14 protein-coding genes are annotated in these 18,545 nt (G+C 51.5%); 5 read left to right on the plus strand and 9 right to left on the minus strand.

The window, feature by feature from the left end:
* A partial coding sequence (locus AACZ40_RS12340; RefSeq protein WP_339674555.1) for a sulfatase/phosphatase domain-containing protein occupies positions 1-499 on the plus strand: 499 nt, incomplete at its 5' end.
* Here AACZ40_RS12340 and AACZ40_RS12345 read toward each other — a convergent pair.
* The 4 genes from AACZ40_RS12345 to mntR all read right to left on the minus strand — a co-directional run bounded on the left by AACZ40_RS12345 (position 496) and on the right by mntR (position 5,377).
* Complete coding sequence (locus AACZ40_RS12345) at positions 496-1,905, minus strand: DUF1501 domain-containing protein (RefSeq protein WP_291171735.1); 1,410 nt, start codon at positions 1,903-1,905, stop codon at positions 496-498. The genes AACZ40_RS12340 and AACZ40_RS12345 overlap by 4 nt on opposite strands.
* Positions 1,906-2,198: 293 nt before the next feature.
* Complete coding sequence (locus tag AACZ40_RS12350; protein ID WP_291171732.1) at positions 2,199-3,203, minus strand: amidohydrolase family protein; 1,005 nt, start codon at positions 3,201-3,203, stop codon at positions 2,199-2,201.
* Between the two features lie 36 nt (positions 3,204-3,239).
* The gene (locus tag AACZ40_RS12355; RefSeq protein ID WP_291171729.1) at positions 3,240-4,712 is read right to left on the minus strand and encodes a sulfatase; all 1,473 of its coding nucleotides are present in this window, start codon (positions 4,710-4,712) and stop codon (positions 3,240-3,242) included.
* 131 nt (positions 4,713-4,843) lie between these two features.
* Positions 4,844-5,377 carry a manganese-binding transcriptional regulator MntR gene (gene mntR / locus AACZ40_RS12360; protein ID WP_339674559.1) on the minus strand — a complete coding sequence of 178 codons (534 nt, stop codon included), beginning with the start codon at positions 5,375-5,377 and terminating at the stop codon, positions 4,844-4,846.
* 313 nt (positions 5,378-5,690) lie between these two features.
* On the opposite strand from mntR, the gene AACZ40_RS12365 reads away from it, so the two are divergent.
* On the plus strand, positions 5,691-7,817 hold the full coding sequence (locus AACZ40_RS12365) for a hypothetical protein (protein ID WP_291171723.1): 2,127 nt from the start codon (positions 5,691-5,693) through the stop codon (positions 7,815-7,817).
* Positions 7,818-7,907: 90 nt separating this feature from the next.
* Here the strand turns inward: AACZ40_RS12365 and AACZ40_RS12370 are convergent, their stop codons facing one another.
* From AACZ40_RS12370 to AACZ40_RS12385, 4 genes are all read right to left on the minus strand, one after another.
* Complete coding sequence (locus AACZ40_RS12370) at positions 7,908-8,600, minus strand: ABC transporter ATP-binding protein (RefSeq protein WP_291171720.1); 693 nt, start codon at positions 8,598-8,600, stop codon at positions 7,908-7,910.
* Between the two features lie 3 nt (positions 8,601-8,603).
* Positions 8,604-9,821, minus strand: a complete 1,218-nt coding sequence (locus tag AACZ40_RS12375) for an FtsX-like permease family protein (protein WP_291171718.1) — start codon at positions 9,819-9,821, stop codon at positions 8,604-8,606.
* A gap of 29 nt (positions 9,822-9,850) precedes the next feature.
* Positions 9,851-10,642: a hypothetical protein gene (locus tag AACZ40_RS12380; protein ID WP_291171715.1), complete on the minus strand. Its 792-nt coding sequence runs from the start codon at positions 10,640-10,642 to the stop codon at positions 9,851-9,853.
* Positions 10,643-10,835: 193 nt separating this feature from the next.
* A complete protein-coding gene (locus AACZ40_RS12385) occupies positions 10,836-11,228 on the minus strand; it encodes a hypothetical protein (RefSeq protein WP_291171712.1) in 393 nt (130 codons plus the stop codon).
* A 430-nt stretch (positions 11,229-11,658) separates the two neighbouring features.
* Between AACZ40_RS12385 and AACZ40_RS12390 the strand changes: the two genes are divergently transcribed.
* Both AACZ40_RS12390 and AACZ40_RS12395 read left to right on the plus strand, forming a co-directional pair.
* A complete protein-coding gene (locus tag AACZ40_RS12390; RefSeq protein ID WP_291171709.1) occupies positions 11,659-12,078 on the plus strand; it encodes a BlaI/MecI/CopY family transcriptional regulator in 420 nt (139 codons plus the stop codon).
* A complete protein-coding gene (locus AACZ40_RS12395) occupies positions 12,075-15,479 on the plus strand; it encodes a M56 family metallopeptidase (RefSeq protein WP_291171706.1) in 3,405 nt (1,134 codons plus the stop codon). The genes AACZ40_RS12390 and AACZ40_RS12395 overlap by 4 nt, the downstream gene beginning before the upstream one ends.
* A gap of 72 nt (positions 15,480-15,551) precedes the next feature.
* Here AACZ40_RS12395 and AACZ40_RS12400 read toward each other — a convergent pair whose 3' ends face one another.
* Positions 15,552-16,667, minus strand: coding sequence for a dienelactone hydrolase family protein (locus tag AACZ40_RS12400; protein ID WP_291171703.1), 1,116 nt, complete (start codon positions 16,665-16,667; stop codon positions 15,552-15,554).
* A gap of 394 nt (positions 16,668-17,061) precedes the next feature.
* Between AACZ40_RS12400 and AACZ40_RS12405 the strand changes: the two genes are divergently transcribed.
* Positions 17,062-17,874 carry a hypothetical protein gene (locus AACZ40_RS12405; RefSeq protein ID WP_339674563.1) on the plus strand — a complete coding sequence of 271 codons (813 nt, stop codon included), beginning with the start codon at positions 17,062-17,064 and terminating at the stop codon, positions 17,872-17,874.
* Positions 17,875-18,545: the final 671 nt, after the last annotated feature.

Raw genomic sequence — 18,545 nt, forward strand, 5'->3', positions numbered from 1 at the left:
GGTACGCTGGCCGCAGCATGTTGTGGCTGACTCCGCGTGTGCTACGCCGGTGAGCGGTATCGATCTGTTTCCCACGTTTTGTGATGTGGCCCGAGTCGATTGTTCGGCGTTGACGCTGGATGGAGAAAGCCTGCTCCCCCTGTTTCACGGGGCAACTGCCGCCTGGCCCGAACGGGCGTTGACGTGGCATTTTCCCTATTATCATCCCGAGAAAGGATACAAGAAAGCCAGGGAGACCATCGGCGTGAATGACTTCGCGGTCAGTAAAACGCGCCCGGTATCGGCGATTCGTGTGGGGGACTCGAAACTGTTGCAGTTTTATGAATCGGGAAAACGGGAGTTGTACGATTTGCGTAACGATCCGGGTGAGCAGCACGACTTGAGCAACAGCCAACCTGAGCGCACGGCGCAGTTGGGGACTCTACTGAAACAAACGCTGCAGAATATGGACGCGAGGTATCCAACGGATCCATTTACGGATCAGCCCAACACAAATTAACCCAGCTCGGCAATCGGAGCGGAAGGCCCTTCGACCAGTGGTGTGGGACGTCCGCCCGGTTTAATCCAGTGACCGTAGGGATCAATGCCCAGTTTCTTGAAGACGGTGGCACCCAGATCTCCGGGCCCCAGTCGGCGTTCTGCGATTTCCCCGCCCCGACGATCCGTGGCACCAATCACCTGACCACCGGGTACACCTGCGCCCGCTGCCAGCATCGACATTACGGGAGTCCAGTGTCCGCGTCCATCGGTTTTGGTAATGACGGGACCACGACCGAATTCACCCAGTACGAGTACCAGCGTCGTATCGAGCAGGCCCCGTTCATCGAGATCACTGATTAACGTGGCGATGCCATGATCGAGAACCGGCAGCATCGGCTTGAGGCCTTTGTTGATGCCGCCCCATTTGACTTCGTCGCCGTGATGATCCCAGTGGCCCCAGGCATCGCTCATGGTAATAAATGTCACACCTGCTTCAACGAGTCGGCGGGCCAGAAGCGATTTCTGTCCGAAGGAATGATTGCCGTACTTTTCGCGAACCTGTGCTGATTCCCGGTTCACATCAAAGGCTTTGGCGACATTGCCCGAGAGCACCATGTCGTACGCTTCCTGCACATAACGATCCTGCAGGGAAAGTTCGGGCGAGAGCTCTGTATGTTTTCGCAGTCGATCAAACTGCTGGCGTAATTCTTCACGGTCCGTCAAACGAGCGGTCTGCATACCGTCAGGCATACCGAATTTTCCGGCTGACTTGACGCCATCCAGTGGTTCATAGCGATGGCCCAGATGGCCGGCCCCATAGATGTCGGCAGCCATGCTGTCGGCCAATGCGACGAAGCCTGGCATACCCGGTACATTGGGACCACGGAATTTCGCGGCGACTGAACCCATGGAAGGATATCCGCCGCCATCGCGATTGTCATTCGTGCGGCGTGACTTGGGATTACAGGCCTGGAAAGTGGTCGGGGTATGGTTACTGGCGGTCGCATCCATGGAACGGATGATGGCGAACTTGTCCATCATCGCAGCCTGCTGCGGCATATGCTCACAGATTTCGATACCACTGACGGAGGTCTGAATCGGATTGAAGGGACCACGGATCTCTTTCGGCGCCTGCGGTTTGAGATCCCACATATCAAGCTGGCTGGGTCCACCGGACAGCCAGATCATAATCACCGACTTGGCCTGAACCGAATGTGTAAGTTTTGCCTGCGGTGCTGCCAGTGCCTGTCGCTTGAGTAATTCCGGCATCGAGAGACCGGCGAGACCCGCCATTCCCATCTGCAGAAACCAGCGACGGCTGCCAACGTGAACCAGATCAGAGCCAGGGGCAAACGCGGAAAATCCACTGCCCGACTGGTGATGTAGTCCGTGGGAATTGTGGGATCGATTGAGTGGCTGGGACATTTGAATTCTCCCGTCAGGTAATCGAAGGTTCGATTATTTATTTAGGGTTAGATAGAAATCGGCCTCCCAAATAAAAAGGAAGCTTCTTTTCTGTCATATCCCCTGTGGTGAGCAGCTCAGGCAGGACATTTAATAAGTATCAGCATACACAAATATGATCGGAAATAACAACAGGAAGTTCCTGAGAAATATTGAGAATCCAACAATATGTATTCATAAACACAGTATGCCGGTGATATAATTCCTGCAATACCTGCCAGCAGAACACTCTCGGAAGGCGTGAAAGCTGAAACTTAAGTCAGTTTCAGGAGTTTGATCGCATTTTCCCGATTAATTTTCGCACTGACTTCCGCCGGCAATTCCAGTTTTTCAAACAGTTCAAACTGCGGAACATTCTGTCCTGGCGCCAGGTAATCGGTGCCGAACAGAATTCGATCCTGGCGACGGATTAAAAATTCGGTTCCAAATTCCAGATCACGTGAGATCGCATTCGCGCCGGAACCTGCCGAGAGATCACCATATATATTGGGATAGCGGGTCATGAGATCATCGATGGCGCCGCCCGGTTTGACTTTATCTTTGGGGTACCCGCCCAGTTCCTTCGGAGTGAGTCCACCGGAAATCGAAGCCCACCAGCCGGGACCATGGCCGATGAAATTCAGCCCGGGGAATGTTTTCAGCGCGTTCTCCAAACGCTTCAGTCCGGGGACATCTTTGCCGCGAATGGTATCGATATGAAACAGCAGCGGGATGCCCACTTCCTGGCAGGCTTCGTAGACGCGCATCATCAGTGGATCATCAAAGTTGAGTCCTACCTTGTGTTCGCCGAAACCTTTCGCACCCTGATCGACCCAGGCCTGGATCATGCCGACTAATGCTTTCACACTGCCGGCGTGCGTGGTGCGCGGGTCGACGGAGCAGAAGGGAACCAGGCGATCAGGATGATCTTTGGCAGCAGCCAGGACGGACTCGGTCGTCTGTAGATACTTGGTCGATTCCGGTGAAGTCAAAGGCAGGACGCAGGATTTTTCGATCTGATTCTCGTCCATCCATTTGATCAGCCCTTCCGCCGTCAGATTTTTTTTCGGGTCGGTATAGGTGCCAATATGGGTATGAACGTCAATGAAGCCGGTGCCCGCTTTGATGCTGGGCTCAGCAGCCCGGACGACTCTGGTGGGCCATTGACCGGCGACGGCACTGAGGCTGGCCAGCAGAAGTGATTTGGAAAATTCGCGGCGGGAGAGATTCATATTTCGTTCCAGTTCGGTAATGGTGAGATCGGGTCGTGGTGATTCCATTCAAAACGACCCTTTGAGGAAATTCAAGTCTGGAACTCATTTTTGTCTGGGAACGCGGCGACGGTTCTCGAAGGAAATCTGCTTGACGCCTTGGGGGGCAACATTCGCGTGTGCGATGCGTTCGTGAAGAATCTCAGCCAGTTCATCCCGCAATTTTTGCGTATCAGCCAGGTTTGCCAGGTTGTGCATTTCCGCAGGATCGGATGTGTGATTGTAGAGTTCCACCCCTTCACTGCCGTTCTTGCCCCACTCGGTGTAACGGAACGTGGGGGTGCGAATGCTGTAACCGTTTGCATATTGCGTGAGGGCGGTTTTACGTGGTGTTGCTGTCGCATCCTTTAAAGCCGGAACCTGGCTGATACCGGACACTGACGCGGGTGCTTTCAGTTCACACAACTCGGCGAGCGTCGGATAAAAGTCGACCATTTCTGCTGGAGTCGCGGCGGCCTGCCCTTTCGCGGTGACACCGGGACCGGCAATGATCAGCGGCACGTGAGCCGCATTTTCAAACAGCGTCGATTTCTGCCAGTGACCATGCTCGCCCATGTGATAGCCGTGATCAGAGGTGAAAACGACGACCGTATTTTCATCCAGGCCTGTTTCTTTCAGAGCAGTCAGGATGTGTCCCAGCTGGGCATCGGCGAAGGTGATTGATGCGTAATACGCCTGTATCGCCTGGCGTGCCAGTTCATCGGGCAGGTCGATCTGATCTTTTTTACGGTTCACCGATTTCCGCGCCGGTACGGGAATGGTTTTCAGGTAGCCGTCCGGGATCTGCGGCACTTTGATCTGATCGAGCGGGTATTTTTCGAAATAGGCTTTGGGTGCGACATACGGAGTATGCGGTCGATACAGGCCGACGGCGAGGAAGAAGGGTTCTTTCGAAGCTGCGAATTTTTTCAGCTGCTGAATGGCGATGTCGGCGGCGATACCGTCGGTCTGTTCAGCGTCGGTTCCTTCGGCAGCCAGCCAGCTGAGGGTGCCCCCAAAGCTTCCCGGTACGAGGCTGAAGATCTGGTCTTCATCATCCACATCGCGGCCGCGGGGATTGAAGGTCTGATTCCAGGAATAAGGGTCATCGTGTCCGCCGGTGCCAATATGCAAGGGTACGTTGTAGTGATAGATTTTCCCCACGCGGGTGGCAAAGTAACCGTTATCACGGAACATCTGCGACATGGTTTTTACGTTGGGTACATGTTCGCGGATGTAGATCGCGTTGCGATGCACGAGTGTCTGATCGGGGTACATGCCCGTCATGAAGGAGGCCCGGCTGGGTCCACATAAGGGAAACTGACAGTAGGCATGTTCAAAGCGAACGCCCCGCTTTGCCAGTTGATCGATGTTCGGTGACTGTACCTGGGGATGACCGTAGCAACCCAGATCACAATTCAGATCGTCGCAGATCAGAAACAGCACGTTGGGCCGATTGTCGGCGGCGGAAGCAGACTGAATCGTAACAAGAAGACAGAACAGAAAACTGGCAATGAATCGACCGAGGCTGCAGATCATGAACGCGCTCCGTAGTGACTGATAAGGGATGATACAGACTGTGTACATCCATGCTAGCAGACCCGGGGAACGAATTCAGCTAAGAATATTATTTCGGAGCAGGAAAAGTGCGATCATTTTCTGCAACTGCTTCAGCCCCGAACGTTGGAGACGAATGATTCCATGATCGCCAGTGTTTCCGGGCTGACATGATGTTCGATGCCTTCGGAATCGGTTGCGGCGGTCTCTTCACTGACGCCGAGCGCAATCAGAAAACTGAGCACGATTTCATGGCGACGGCGGGAGTCTTTGGCCAGCCGCGCGCCCTGGGTGGTCAATTCAACGGGACTGTAAGGTTCGGTGGTGACATAACCGTCCCGCTGCAGACGGGCCACGGTACGATTGACGGTCACGTGACTCACGGCGAAATGTTCCGCCAGATCTTTCACCCGGCAGACGCCCTGCTCTTCAATCACTTCCGCAATCGCTTCTACATAGTCCTCTGCAATTTCCGTTGCATGATCCACACGCGTGCGCTCGTGTTGATTCTTAGGTTGCTGCTTCTTAGCCATCCTGTCTCGCCTTGAGTGTCGTGAGAATATTCTGGCGTTCCATGGTACCGCGATCTTATTCATTTTGACAGCCTCAGGGAAAGGGAATTGACATCCAAGTGCAAGCTGTTTCATCGCTTAACACTATCAGCACAAGCCCTCGGTGCCGGGGAGGATTATCCGGAGAACCTGGATGAAATTGTGATAAATAGCGGATAGCTAATCTTGTTTACAGTTAATGATCAATTTAATCTATAGGGCGTCACATTTCACCATAGCGTCTCCCAATCAACTTTACTCGGTTCAAATTCTCCTGGAGACGCTACAGTAAAACTGGACACCGTCTTATGGTTCACACCAGAATAGTTTTACCACCGGGTTCGCCATGATTCATCCATTCGTAATTTCTGATTCTGCGACTGATCAAACAGGTTTTGTGAAACAGAACATGACAGACAACAAACGCTGGTTGTCTTTTATCAACTCCTGGTTCCTGCTGGGACTGTGTCTCTGCCTGGCTACTGCCTGTGGCAGTTCGTCTCCCTCGGAAAAACAGAAATTGATCCCACTCCACGAAATTAATTCCTCAACAGGTCAGGAATCCGGGAATCGTGATACTGTGCCCCGCAGTACGACGGAACGTCGGACTCCGAAAATCTCCAGTTATGCCAATCCTCCTGCCACGCCGTCGACCAGCAATTCGACTGAACTGGTGTTTAAGATTGTGGCATTACATAAAAATGTGAAACAGTTTCTGGAAAAGTCAGAGAAGAACTTCGACCTGGCTGCCAATTCAGCACAACGATCACTGGATTCAACATTACAGAAAAACTTCGGTTTTTATCAGCCTGGTTCGGTACGCGTCGATTTGAGACAAAACAGGCTCACGCTCCGATTAACTTCGGAAGATGTCAGTGACCTGGTACGAAAGATAAATGAGGTCTGTTATCAGCATGTGACAATCGCTCCGCTGGATAAAACGCTCCGTGAAACACTGGCAGCAGAATCAGGCGAAAATTCTCTGGTGAAACAGGAACTGCACTATTTCCTTCTCAAAGTCAGTCCTGAATATCAGTCACAGGTGGACCAGAATTTTCAGATCGGTTCGGAAGCGCTGCGTCTGATCTTAAACGAACGCTTTAAAAGTGAGGTGCCCGAATATGTGCCTGACTCACTTAAGTTGAACCTGAAATATCGAAGAATGATATTCCAAGTCATCACATATCCCAGTTCTAACCTGGGAATTCAGATCAACAACCTCTATGAACTACCCGTCGCAATTAGCGCGATGCCATATCGAATAATCGAATTAAGAACCGAGCAGCAGCTCAATCCGTCTCAGGTGACTTACCAGATTACCTCCATCGATGATTTTGAAAACAGACAAATTCAAAATTCGCACTCCTATACATTCTGGCGAACTGCTTTGATATCAAGTCTGCAAAGTTATCTGGAGACAAAATCGACAGGGTATATCCAAGACACCCTCGACGTCGATCTGCTAAAAAAGACCGCTACTTTTCAGCTTGATCATATTCCCGATATCAGATTCACAGAACAACTCAATAAAGAGTTACTGGTGAAACTGCAACTCTCAAACACCCCCATATCGATTGAACCTCCCGGACCGGTATTCTGGACTCCTAACAGACCTATGAAACGGGTTGTTTTGAAAATCACGAATGCCGAAGAATTACTCACCAATCCCTTTTATCGCGGAAACGTATCAGATGTGAATACACTGCAAAATATTCATTCTGATCTCGATTACAAAATCGATGGTGGTCTGCCCGGTTATTTCAAAAAATCAGTGAGCATTAATTTTGACACAATGGAGTTAGCTTTTCTCATAGATCGTGTCCCGCCGGCTGACCTGATTAAAATGGTGAATGAAATTGACTCCCTGGGTGTTCTTGTTGCAGATGAACCGATTTCAGTGGATGATTTTGAATATGACCCGGAATCCTATGAAAAAACCATGTATTTCAGTTTTGTCGACAGCGGTCAGCCTCTCCCCGAGTATGACGAAATCGAGAAGATGCATTCAGCAAATATGAATCTGTGTGGAGTGGATGGTTATATTCCTCATACACTGCAGATGGACTTTGAGCACGGGATATTGAACTTTAAAGTACGCGTCGGCGGAAATGAATCCAAAGAAATTGAATATATCATCAATGTATTATCCGCGATAATGCTGGAGTGTAAGTATCTGAGTACAACCCTGCCTGCATCGAATGGAAAAGGGAATCCGCTGCAACCTGGAATGACTGCCAGACGAACAGCCGATCCTGCTCCCATAAAGGAAAACGTGAAAGTGACAGTCAAGTACGGCCTGTTTGGAGGAGGATCCAAAGGGAAACCACTGTCCAGTGCACGGGATGCGCTCGACGGATTTTCCTGGATTGATCTTAAAACACTGAAGTTCAATGAAGGTGATAAAGAATTCTCATTTGAGACTACAGGACCATTCAATCGGGGTGCACTCGAACGTTCATTGAAACGGCAGAAGTTCTATCAGTGTGTCATTTCACACGAAGCACTCATGAAGAAAGAAGAGCCGAAAGAGGAATGATCATCCAGATTCATTTCTTTCAGGCAAATAAAAAACCGGGCTGGCTCAACAATCTGAACCAGCCCGGAGTCGATTGAAATCAGAAGCGATTTACGCCGTCTTCAATAACTGCTTCTGCTGCGTATCGCAGATCGTTCCTTCTGAGAGTGTCAGTGTTTTTCTGGCACAGCTGGCGGCGGACAGATCATGGGTCACCATGATAATCGTACGCCCTTCTTCATTGAACTGGGTCAGAAACTCCATCACCTGATCTTTGGTATCCGGGTCGAGGTTGCCTGTGGGTTCGTCGGCCAGAATGATCGACGGATCGTTGGCCAGCATGCGCGCCAGAGCGACGCGCTGCTGCTGCCCCACACTCAACTCTGCCGGCTTATGCTGCAGACGATCCTGCAGGCCGACTTTTCTGAGCAGCGCTGCTGCTTTCTCCTGCTGCTCGCCGCGATGTTTTTTCGCCAGCAGCATCGGGACCTGTACGTTTTCGATCGCCGTGAGATAAGGAATCAGATTGAACGTCTGAAACACAAAGCCAATCTTATTTTGCCTGACTTCCGCGCGCAGATTGACGGGCAGATCGTAGATTGACTCCCCGTCCAGCAGAATCCGTCCTTCCGTGGGAGCGGACATTGCTCCCAGCATGGAGAGCAGTGTTGTTTTTCCACTGCCACTGGGCCCGATGATGGCGATAAAGTCGCCCCGCGCAATTTCCAGGCTGGTCGAATCGAGGGCGACGACTTCGTCCTGTTTTTTGCGATATACTTTGCGAACTGCTTCTAACGTGAGCATGGATCAAACCTCCTTGAAGCACATACAGGGATCGAGTTTCGCTGCCTGTCGTGCGGGTATATAACTGGCGGCAATCGTCACCAGCACGGCAATCGCCGCAGAGATGAATGCCAGACTGGGAACGGGCAGAACCGAGACATCGGCAAATGCCGGCCCGAGGAAGATGGCCAGTACGCTGCCGGCAATGTAACCGGTAATACCGCCTGCCAACCCCAGCAGGGCCGCTTTGGCCAGGAAGAGTTGCGTGACAAAGCGGGGTGTGGCGCCCAGGGCCATCAGAGTACCGATTTCGCGTCGACGTTCCATCACGTTAGCAAAGCTGGCACTGGCCATGCTCGCACCGCCGACCGCGATCAGAATCGCCAGGAACAGGTACGACAGATTGGTCATCATGCGATTAATGGAAACCTGGGTTTCCACTACATTCGCAATCGTCACCACCTTCGTGCCCGGCAGCAGCGCCTGCAGATCGCCTACCAGGCCGTTGGCGACATCTTCACAGCAGCCCATGACTTCGATGATGTTAACGACTTCTCCTGATTTCGACAGACGCTGCACTGTATGCAGGTGTGCGAAGACGCGACTGTCGTCGACAGTTCCCGTCGACGGCAGTGTCGTCAGGACCTCAAACTTTTCGCCCAGCAGTTCCAGGGTATCGCCGGCGGCCAGTCCATTACTGGCGGCATAGTCTGAGCCGAGAATGACCTCGTTCTCATTCAGGTTCTGTAATGCGCGTCTTTCTGCCAAAGCTTCCGGGGCATCCTGGTTTTCATCGATCACATTGATCTTCGCTTTACAGCCTTCGTGCTTTTTAAAAATCATGCCCCCCTGCCAGGCGGCCATTTTCTGAATCTCGGCCTGAGGCAGAATGCCTGTGAGAATGACATTTTTACCGTTAATCTCCGTGGGCACACACAGCTTGGGCGAAAGCGCTTCCACGCCAGTCAGCCCGGCAAGTGCCAGTTCCGCGACATGTTCTTCCGGGATCGTTTCCGCGTGCATGTCGGCGGTATAATAATCCTGCAGTGTGACGCCTTTGGGCAGAATAAGCACATTGGCTCCCAGTTTATCGAGCTTGCCGGCGACTTCTTTCTCGGAGAAAATCGTCACATTGCGGATCGCCACTAATGCGGTGACGCTCAACATGATCGCCAGCAGACTGGCAATCAACGCGGTCGGTCGCTCGCGCAGTTCTTTCCAGATAATTGATCTCATTGTCATGAGACAGCCCCCTTTAAAAATGAGACGAATTATTTACAGTGTTTACAGCCGTCGACGCCACAGCTTTTACCGGCCTTTTTCAGTTCGGCAATCAGTTGCTCGCTCGTCACACTTCCGTTGTACATACCCACCATCACGCCGGGAGGTGCCATGAATACAACTTTGGTATTCTGTCCATCCTGTGGTACTTCGAGTTCTTTCAGAAAGTCAGCTTCCCCGGCTTCTGCCTGTGAGACGTTGACCACTTCCACCACATTCTGATAGCAGGGAACGGACTTGAAGTCTTTCACGCCTTGAGGCAGTTCTGAACCGGAACCCGGATTCACACACAGCAGGACCATTTTGCGGCTCTGCAGTGTCTTCATGCAGCGGCACTTGGCGGGAGACACGAACGACTGCTGAATGTAGTCGGCATTGATCTGTTTGACAAAAGAACCGGTGATCGCACCATTGGGTGCTACCGCCAGGGTTAACGGCATCGGCGCGCGGGAAACGCCGTACTCTTCGACAATCTTCGCTTCCGCAGGATCGCTGGTATTCACGGCGACAAATGTGGTCGTGTCGTTTTTGCCTGACAGATTCTGCTGCAGGGTACTCCACATGGCCTTGGTGGCATCGTCCTGGTTTTTCCAGAACATGATGAAAGTATATTTGTTCTCCTTCGCTGCCGCGGCCCTGGAGGTTTCGACTTTACTGAGCGATGCGATCTTTTGTACTTCCTCAGCTGAACTGACCGACGACAACGCCATCACAAAAGCACAGACCATACACAACTGCAGTCGATTATTTTTCAACGAACTGAAATTCGAACGTGTGAACATGTTAAAGTTCCCCTGGTTTTGTATTAATGATTTGTATTTATTTCAAATGGAAGTTCCGGAGTGGCATTCTCATAAGGAGACTGACTGTCGCGGAACAAAACGGATCGGAATGGCTGTCTCACGCAATCCTCATACCAGTGGCAGGACAGCAGGCTGAATTCCGAAGCGGGACCAGCGGGCCCGAGAAGAAAATCTATAAGCGCAATGGTGCTATGATCGCAGCTTGTGAAGTATCGATGGCGGTGGTATTGAAAACGGCCATGCGGCCCGGTGTCTGATCCTCGACGATCAACATGCTGTGGGTGGTGGTCATGCTGCGGAGATTCACGGCGGGTGTAGTTTGTGCAAATACGAGATCAGAAATATGGCAGACACAGGGGCAATCATGCTGCTCATCGTGTGCTGTTGAGTCAGGGTGATCGTGCAGATGACATTCATGGGAACAGCACGCGGGACGAATCGTCACACCACTTGCCTGCTCCGATTCCTTATGTGCCAGTTCGCTGATCGCAGACACCCCATGTCCCCAGCAGACGGGGCACGGTTGCAGTATCAGGGCGATCAAAAACAGACGCAGCACTTTCATCGGACAATATCACTCAAATCGTATCGATAGAGAGTTAACGGCAGGGATTCGTTCTGTTCCGCGAAGCACGCACGGAAAACTGTGATCAAAGTGACCACAAATCGAATCTCAATGAATACCCTGTATATCGTCCGTCACACTTCAACAGCTTTACAGCAACTTGCCGTTTGATGTGGTCAATTCAGATGCGTTTTAAACCGTGATACCCCGTGATCACCTCAAGCCACCCCATCAGAACAACCTATTCACCCCAGCCCACGCAAGCCGAGCCGTCTTGTGCCAGTCGCCACATACATCCATTCGAAATTTAAATACATAGATCTAAAGAAAATCCTTGAATTAACTACACGATGTAGTCATAATGCCTACTGACTGTAGTCGCAAAAATTAGAATGATTTAACGAACCTGAATCGATCTGGAATAACCAGTATGACCTCTCTCGACACTTCTCCACTTACCACAGCACAACGAGAACTCATGGAAATTGTCTGGGCCTCAGGTGAAGTCACTGTCACTGAGGTACGGGATCTCCTTGAACCAAAACGGAATCTGGCAAGAAACACTGTGCTGACCATGATGGTGCGACTCGAAGAGCGGGGCTGGCTGCAACATCGAACGCAGGGTCGCACCTTTGTGTACTCGGCGGCACGTCCCAAAACTGCTTCACTCGGCATGCGCGTCAGCCAGATGGTGGACCGGCTTTTTGCTGGTTCCCCGGAGGATCTGGTCACGGCATTAATAGAATACCGCGGCCTGACTGCTGCCGAAACAGAACGGATACGTACCATGATTGAACAGGCAGAGTCGAAACAAAAACAGTCGGAAAATCGGAGGAAGAACCAGCCATGAATTTTATGCCATGGAGTCCCACTGATCAGGTCATCCTCTGGGCTTTCAATATTCTGATTCAGATCAGCTTCATTGCATTGGTCGCGATTCTGGCTGGTCTTGTGTTGCGGCGATCACCGGCGGCACGCTACTGGTTATTGTGTTGCGCATTATTCCTGATCAGTTTTTGCCCGATCTACACTGCCGTGCTGCAATCAACTGGATACAGTCTGTTTTCGATTCCCCGGAGAAATCATTTATCGCCTACGCTTCTAATGTCTTCTCAGGATACTCTGGCAGCAGTGCAGCCTACCGGACTACCTCTTACTGATCCTTCTACCATCTCCAATCCCGAGACGAATGCTCTGCCTACACGAAATCATGTTGAATCTGTCAGACCAGTTCAAGACGCTGTCCCCGTGTCGGCACTGGAAAACTCCATCGAACCAGCAGAACCGATCTTTTACTTTGCGAATACCGCTGCTTCTTCACAGGGAGGCTGGTTGCTGCCACCTGTTGTAGCAGCCAGCCTGATGATCTGGTGTTGCGTGTCACTGGGGCTGCTGATTCGGTTCGCTGTCAACTGGTTGCGGTTGTCAAAGTTGGTACAGACAGCAAAAGAGAATACCAGCGGGCATCTGGCAGAAACACTGAACCAGTCCTGGCTGGCGCTGAATCCTGATCATGGTCGAAGGCTTCCACGACTGTTATTTTCAGATCAGGTTTCAGGCCCTGTTGCAGTGGGCATCCGCTCTCCAGGGATCATTTTACCGGAAAGCTTACCGGAGCAGGTCAATGCCGAACAACTGCGAAACGTTCTGATTCACGAACTGGCACACCTGTTGCGCGGCGATCAAATCGTTGTGCTGCTGCAAAATATCATTCGAGCCCTATTCTGGCTGCACCCGCTTGTCGGTTTGTTAAATCGACAGGTTGCCCAGTCCCGAGAGGAAGTCTGTGATAACTACGTGCTGTCTGTCACCGACGCCTCTTCATACAGCCTCACACTATTAACATTGTCCCAGCTTCTGAATACTCCACGGGCGATTCCTGGTACCGTCGGATTATTTACTTCTCGCTGGAAACTGGAGCAGCGTGTGGCGGGACTATTGGATGAACGCCGCAGCCTGGTGACGCGACTGAGTCTGCGTGCATGGTCATTAATTATTGTCCTTTCAGCAGGACTTGCAATCACTACCGCTTCGGGCACGGTCTCAATGGCGGCGGCTGAGACCGTCAAATCAGATCAGCCAGTGAATGCGTCTCAGAAATCGAATTCTACACAACCGGAAACGCCTGACGTCTCCGTTAAGAAACCGACTGTCACTGACAAAACAAAAAAAAACAGCGCACCCACAGATCAGGCATTCAGCTACACCGGCAAGGTTATTGACTCACAGGGGAACCCAGTCGAAGGAGCCACGATCAATGTCGTGCATTCGAGCGCGCATCGATTGAATGCGGGTGCGGATATTTTTGTTCCGACTCATAATTCTCTGGCGAGAGTCCATACAAATACAGACGGTCATTTTCGCGTAGAATTTAATGACGGATGGACCCGTTTTCATCGCGACCCTAAAAATCAACTAATACTTTCTGGTTCCAACCCTGGTACCATTATTCTGGCCACAGCACCGGAACACGCACCAGCCTGGATTTCCACCCTGGACCACACTCAGGGCAAACCACTGCAATTTGTCCTCAGAGAAAATACGCCACCCATCCGTGGACAACTGGTAAACCAGGCAGGCGAAGGGATTGACGGACTGACTGTATCGCTGGTCTCGCTCTGGAACACGAATGAAGGCGCCGTCGATCGCTGGCTGCAGGAGTTACCCGAACTTCGTAAGCAGGGACTGTTACCTTCTTACGAAAATCATATTCTGCAAGACAGCGACCAATCCACGGCGGGCCAGTTTCCTGTCGATACACACGTTAGCGCGAATACTCCAGGTATCCCCTCTACGTTCAAAACAAATCGCGAAGGTCGCTTCCTGATTCCTGATCTCGGAAAGGACCGCCTCGCCATTCTGAAGATTAAAGGCCCCGGCATTGCCACCCAGTTTATTGCGGTGGTGACAAGAGAAATGCAGCTGGTTCAGGCGAGACCGCTGGAACGCAGCGACCTCGTTAATGCCACTTATTATGGTGCTGATTTCCGACTGGTTCCGGAACCGGATCTCGTGATCGATGGAATTGTTCGCGACCGGGAGACCGGTGCGCCGATTTCAGCACGCATCACAGCAATCCGAACTGGTTACCGTATTAAGAGGCCCGGATATAACAACACGCATATCCGCGATATCGATCTTGACTGTACGACCGACGCTGAGGGAAAATTCCGTATCGAAAACCTGCCCCGTCACAGCGAAGTGTTTCTGAATGTAATTCCTGAAGGAGATCAACCCTACTTTAGAACGCCCTTGTACTTTGCAGAACCTGAAGGGAATGAACCTGTTTCTCTCGATGTGAAACTGCGTCGGGCAATCCTGTTTCGAGGAAAAATCACGGATCAACGGACGGGTAAGCCTGTTCCCGATGTCCGCTTTGACTACTTCCCCCTACGTTCCAACAAAAATGCGATTCAATACCTGCGATATCAGGCTCCCGGAAACGCCGTGCAACCCATGCGCCAGCGATTCAAGTCTGCTGCGGATGGATCATTTTCGCTGCTGGGCATTCCGGGAGAAGGAATCATCGCTGCGCAGCTCCGTAATCCGGATTACCAGACAGGAGCCGGACTGGAAGAATTAAAGGACCTGATCAATAAAAACGTGAGCACATTAAAAACATACGATTATTGTTCGATTACCAGTTATCAAACACTGAAGCTGGTCACGGTCCCGCCGGGAGAAAAAGAATTCAACGTGGAACTACAGATTGACCGCGGTGCTTGTGTCCCGTTTGAAGTGGTCGGCCCCGATGGCAATCCTCTCACGGAATATACAATAAATGGTCGTCCCGATACGAGGACAAAAGGGAATCATTCCACAATAGATGGCTTCTATGAGAATCAGACCCACACGATTTTCTTCCAGCACCGTGGTTTGCACCTGGGGCGTGCCGTCACCATTTCCGGTGTTCCCGAAGATGGTCTTGTACAGAAGGTTCAACTGGAGCCCATGGGTACGGTAAAAGGCCAGTTGACTACAGAGAAAGGCATCCCTCTGACTGGATCCAGAATCGAACTTCTCCGTCGTGCGATTCCGGGAACAGACTCAGCGCCGAACCACGATATTATCAGGGTCGAAAAAAGTTTCCAGTGTGAACCAGACGGAGACTTCGAGTTTCACAACCTGCTGGTTGGAGCAGAATACTCGCTCTTCTCTGTTCTGGGTAGTTACCATCTGCCAGAGCGAATCAAGGTAAAACCCGGGGAAACTATTGAACTGGGTGTGATCAAAGTTCCGGAAAAGAAATAGCAGCCATTTTTCTATTCCTTCCTCCCCGGCTGGTCTTTCAGTATTGATTGAATCAGACTGAAGAGGAACAGCTTACAAATATTTTTCGACAAATGCCCAGGCGGCTTTGTCGTTGAATTCGTGGCCCCCTTCGAAGATCACGTGTTCAAAGCGGTCACTCAGCTTGAGCTGTTCGTAAAATGCTGCGGCCTGGGGTGAGATCTGTTTTCCCATTTCTCTGTGCGAGGCATTGTCACGTGAACCGGCCTGGATCTGATGCGCCCGCGGACAAATCAGCGCGACGAGGTCGGCGTCGTTGAACAGCGTCATGCGATTCATAAACCGAAAGTCGCTGGGAACTGAAAGTTCCTCTTTCGCATAGCGACCTTCCTGTACGCCGAAGTAGCAACTGGAAACAGAGACTTTAATCCGCGGGTCGACGGCGGGAGTCACTTGTGCGTAGTAGCCACCATAGGAAAGTCCGACCATGCCGATCCGGCTGGCATCGACATCGGGACGTTGAATGAGTTCATCAATGGCATAAGTGATCTTGGCGATTTCCACGGCGGTGATACTAGTGCCGATAAGACGCATCCGGTCATCAATCTGTCGACGAATGTCTGGGGGATAACCGTCCGCCTTAAACAGATGCTGCGGCGCATAGACAATAAAACCCCGTTTGACGGCACCGCGGACCATGTCATGATAATTGGCTCCGCCGTTGAACAACGCAACTTCGGGTGAACCGCCGCCCCCGTGCATGGAGATGATCAGCGGCGTTTTCGCTTTCGCTGATTTGGGGACGATCAAAATCCCTTCGGAATGCACGTGTGGCAGAATCGGAAACATCGCCCGATAGTACACGCCGAGGCTGTCTTCGCCGATCTTTTTATAAGAGGCAGCCTGGTCGGGCCGTTTGCCAGGAGGCGGATAACCGATGCTCTCACAGAACGCGGCTCGCAACGGTTCCGCCGATTTTTCGAAGGCTTCGACAGAAGAATAATCGGGCTGGAACAGCTGTTCGAACCGCCGATGATCTGCGGCAATAGTTTTGATATATTCATCCAGTTCACGGGCCTGCTCCGTCCGCAACGGATTTGAATCGGCCACACGCTGATTGAAGAGTTCGGGTTTCGCCGAATCAGTTTGTGCCTGCACGAGTGTGGGAATCATGATCCCGATCAACGCCAGTAACGGAGCCGCCTTCATGCGTCTGTCCTTTCGATGTTGTTCGAAGTTGTATGGATTCAAGGTTTGATTCTAACCAGAGTCGCATTCCGCCGTCTATCTGATGTAGCTGAATCGGATTGATGTACTTGTATCAGACATTGTTTTGAGAATGTGATCATGGACTCGGGGGCCATCTTTCCGTGACATCAATGATTGAGTCTACTGAATGGATATTATTAAAGTTGAGCAGGTGATTATTTGCCCGTTCGGTGAGATGATCTGATCGTTTCCCGTCAGCTGCCGACATCCCTGAAATCGACTCATGGGGTCTGGGTTGCGGCTCATCTTGACCGTTTTGGGGGTCGGTGATACCTTTGGTCATTCGATCAGTTCACATTAGGGAGTTATCACTGTGCAGCGATTTGAAATAGATATGACTCGTCGATTTCTGATTATGATCCTTGCTGCCGTTGCCGGTCTGTTCACGGTAATTATTCCCGAAGTCCTGATGGCTGAAAAGCCGGTGAGTGCTGTCAAACCCTTTCGGATTCGAACGTTAACGGTTCGCGTGATTGATGCAGACCGGCAGCCCCTTGCTGATGTCCGGATCTTTCAGAACCATTGTTTTTTCGCGGAAGCCGCGGAGAAACATCTGCTCGAGAATAGCCATCATACAACAGACGCACGGGGCATCGCTGTGCTGGAAATGAAAGGCAAAAACGTCGATCTGCGGATGTGGGTCAGTAAAGACAAATACTGTCCGCTGCATGCCTGGTGGGCGCGGGAATTTCAGACCGATGGGGGTCAGATTCCGGATGAATTCACGTTTCAACTGGAACGGGGGACGTCGATTGGTGGTATCGTCAAAGACGAACAGGGACAACCGATTGCCGGCGTCCGGGTTGCCGTTGAAAATATCACATCAATCACCCCGCTGGCGATGTTCGATAACACACCACGGCAGCCAGGATTTCGCCCTGAGCCGCAGTCGTGTCTGGCTGAGAAGGATGATGTGGTAACGGATGCCGACGGTCGCTGGCGACTCAATAATGTTCCAGCAGACGACCAGCTTCAATTTCATCCCCGTGTGCGAGAGGCCCTGCCTGACGCGCCTGAACTGGGGCTCAAATTAACTCACCCCGATTTCAGTGGTGATATCAGACTGGGACAACTGCAGCGTCAGCAGGGCATCACCCTGGAATCGCTGAGAACTCAAACGGCGACAATTGTGATGCAACGACGTTAAGCGCCTGCTGCGGAAACTGCAGCACATTCATCAGTGGCTCTGCACTGCTCAGGATTTTCACTTCCCGCAGTTGCTCTCTCGCCACCTGTGCCCTTCGGTAAAATAGTTGATTACGCCGGGCGATCCGTTCGCACGTACCGTCAGGCAGTGCCGACCTGCTGTGGGTAACCGATCAGCGCTGGTACGGCTGGACTGTTTTCTGCTTTCACTTTTTGTAATGGAGTTTTTTCATGAGGAGACCAGTCATGTCATCTGCTTTCAGAGGGAGTCTGCCGGTAATAAGCTCTAACTGGCTGTGGCGATACGGGTTGATACAGGGGCGATCCAAGCCTGAACCGGGTCGATGCCGGGGCGGTAGCGGACTGAAGTGTGTCGATCCGCAGGTTATTCGACTGTGAATCGGGAACAAGTGAAAAACAGGAATCGGTCATTTTTGCAAAAATCAGTTGAGTTTTATGGTGCTGGAACAAACTGGTTCAGAAACATTCAGTTGAACAGAAACTGGACACGCGCGCGACTCAGATATAAGAGAATCGCGATCGGCGCGAGCAGGTCAAGTGGAATTTGTTTCGCTGCGGGAAGTCTGATCAGCGGTGGTCTGTTTTCAGGAATCAAAGTGAACCTCAATGAGAGGATCCTGCTGACAGTCGCTCGTCACCCGGATTTAAATT

Source organism: uncultured Gimesia sp. (assembly GCF_963972345.1).
Taxonomy (GTDB): Bacteria; Planctomycetota; Planctomycetia; order Planctomycetales; family Planctomycetaceae; genus Gimesia.

Excerpts from the sequence above, each read along its gene's own strand:
- AACZ40_RS12345 (WP_291171735.1), bottom strand. The coding sequence starts at position 1,905 with ATGTCCCAGCCACTCAATCGATCCCACAATTCCCACGGACTACATCAC.
- AACZ40_RS12350 (WP_291171732.1), bottom strand. The coding sequence starts at position 3,203 with ATGGAATCACCACGACCCGATCTCACCATTACCGAACTGGAACGAAAT.
- AACZ40_RS12355 (WP_291171729.1), bottom strand. The coding sequence starts at position 4,712 with ATGATCTGCAGCCTCGGTCGATTCATTGCCAGTTTTCTGTTCTGTCTT.
- mntR (WP_339674559.1), bottom strand. The coding sequence starts at position 5,377 with ATGAAACAGCTTGCACTTGGATGTCAATTCCCTTTCCCTGAGGCTGTC.
- AACZ40_RS12365 (WP_291171723.1), top strand. The coding sequence starts at position 5,691 with ATGACAGACAACAAACGCTGGTTGTCTTTTATCAACTCCTGGTTCCTG.
- AACZ40_RS12370 (WP_291171720.1), bottom strand. The coding sequence starts at position 8,600 with ATGCTCACGTTAGAAGCAGTTCGCAAAGTATATCGCAAAAAACAGGAC.
- AACZ40_RS12375 (WP_291171718.1), bottom strand. The coding sequence starts at position 9,821 with ATGACAATGAGATCAATTATCTGGAAAGAACTGCGCGAGCGACCGACC.
- AACZ40_RS12380 (WP_291171715.1), bottom strand. The coding sequence starts at position 10,642 with ATGTTCACACGTTCGAATTTCAGTTCGTTGAAAAATAATCGACTGCAG.
- AACZ40_RS12385 (WP_291171712.1), bottom strand. The coding sequence starts at position 11,228 with ATGAAAGTGCTGCGTCTGTTTTTGATCGCCCTGATACTGCAACCGTGC.
- AACZ40_RS12390 (WP_291171709.1), top strand. The coding sequence starts at position 11,659 with ATGACCTCTCTCGACACTTCTCCACTTACCACAGCACAACGAGAACTC.
- AACZ40_RS12395 (WP_291171706.1), top strand. The coding sequence starts at position 12,075 with ATGAATTTTATGCCATGGAGTCCCACTGATCAGGTCATCCTCTGGGCT.
- AACZ40_RS12400 (WP_291171703.1), bottom strand. The coding sequence starts at position 16,667 with ATGAAGGCGGCTCCGTTACTGGCGTTGATCGGGATCATGATTCCCACA.
- AACZ40_RS12405 (WP_339674563.1), top strand. The coding sequence starts at position 17,062 with ATGACTCGTCGATTTCTGATTATGATCCTTGCTGCCGTTGCCGGTCTG.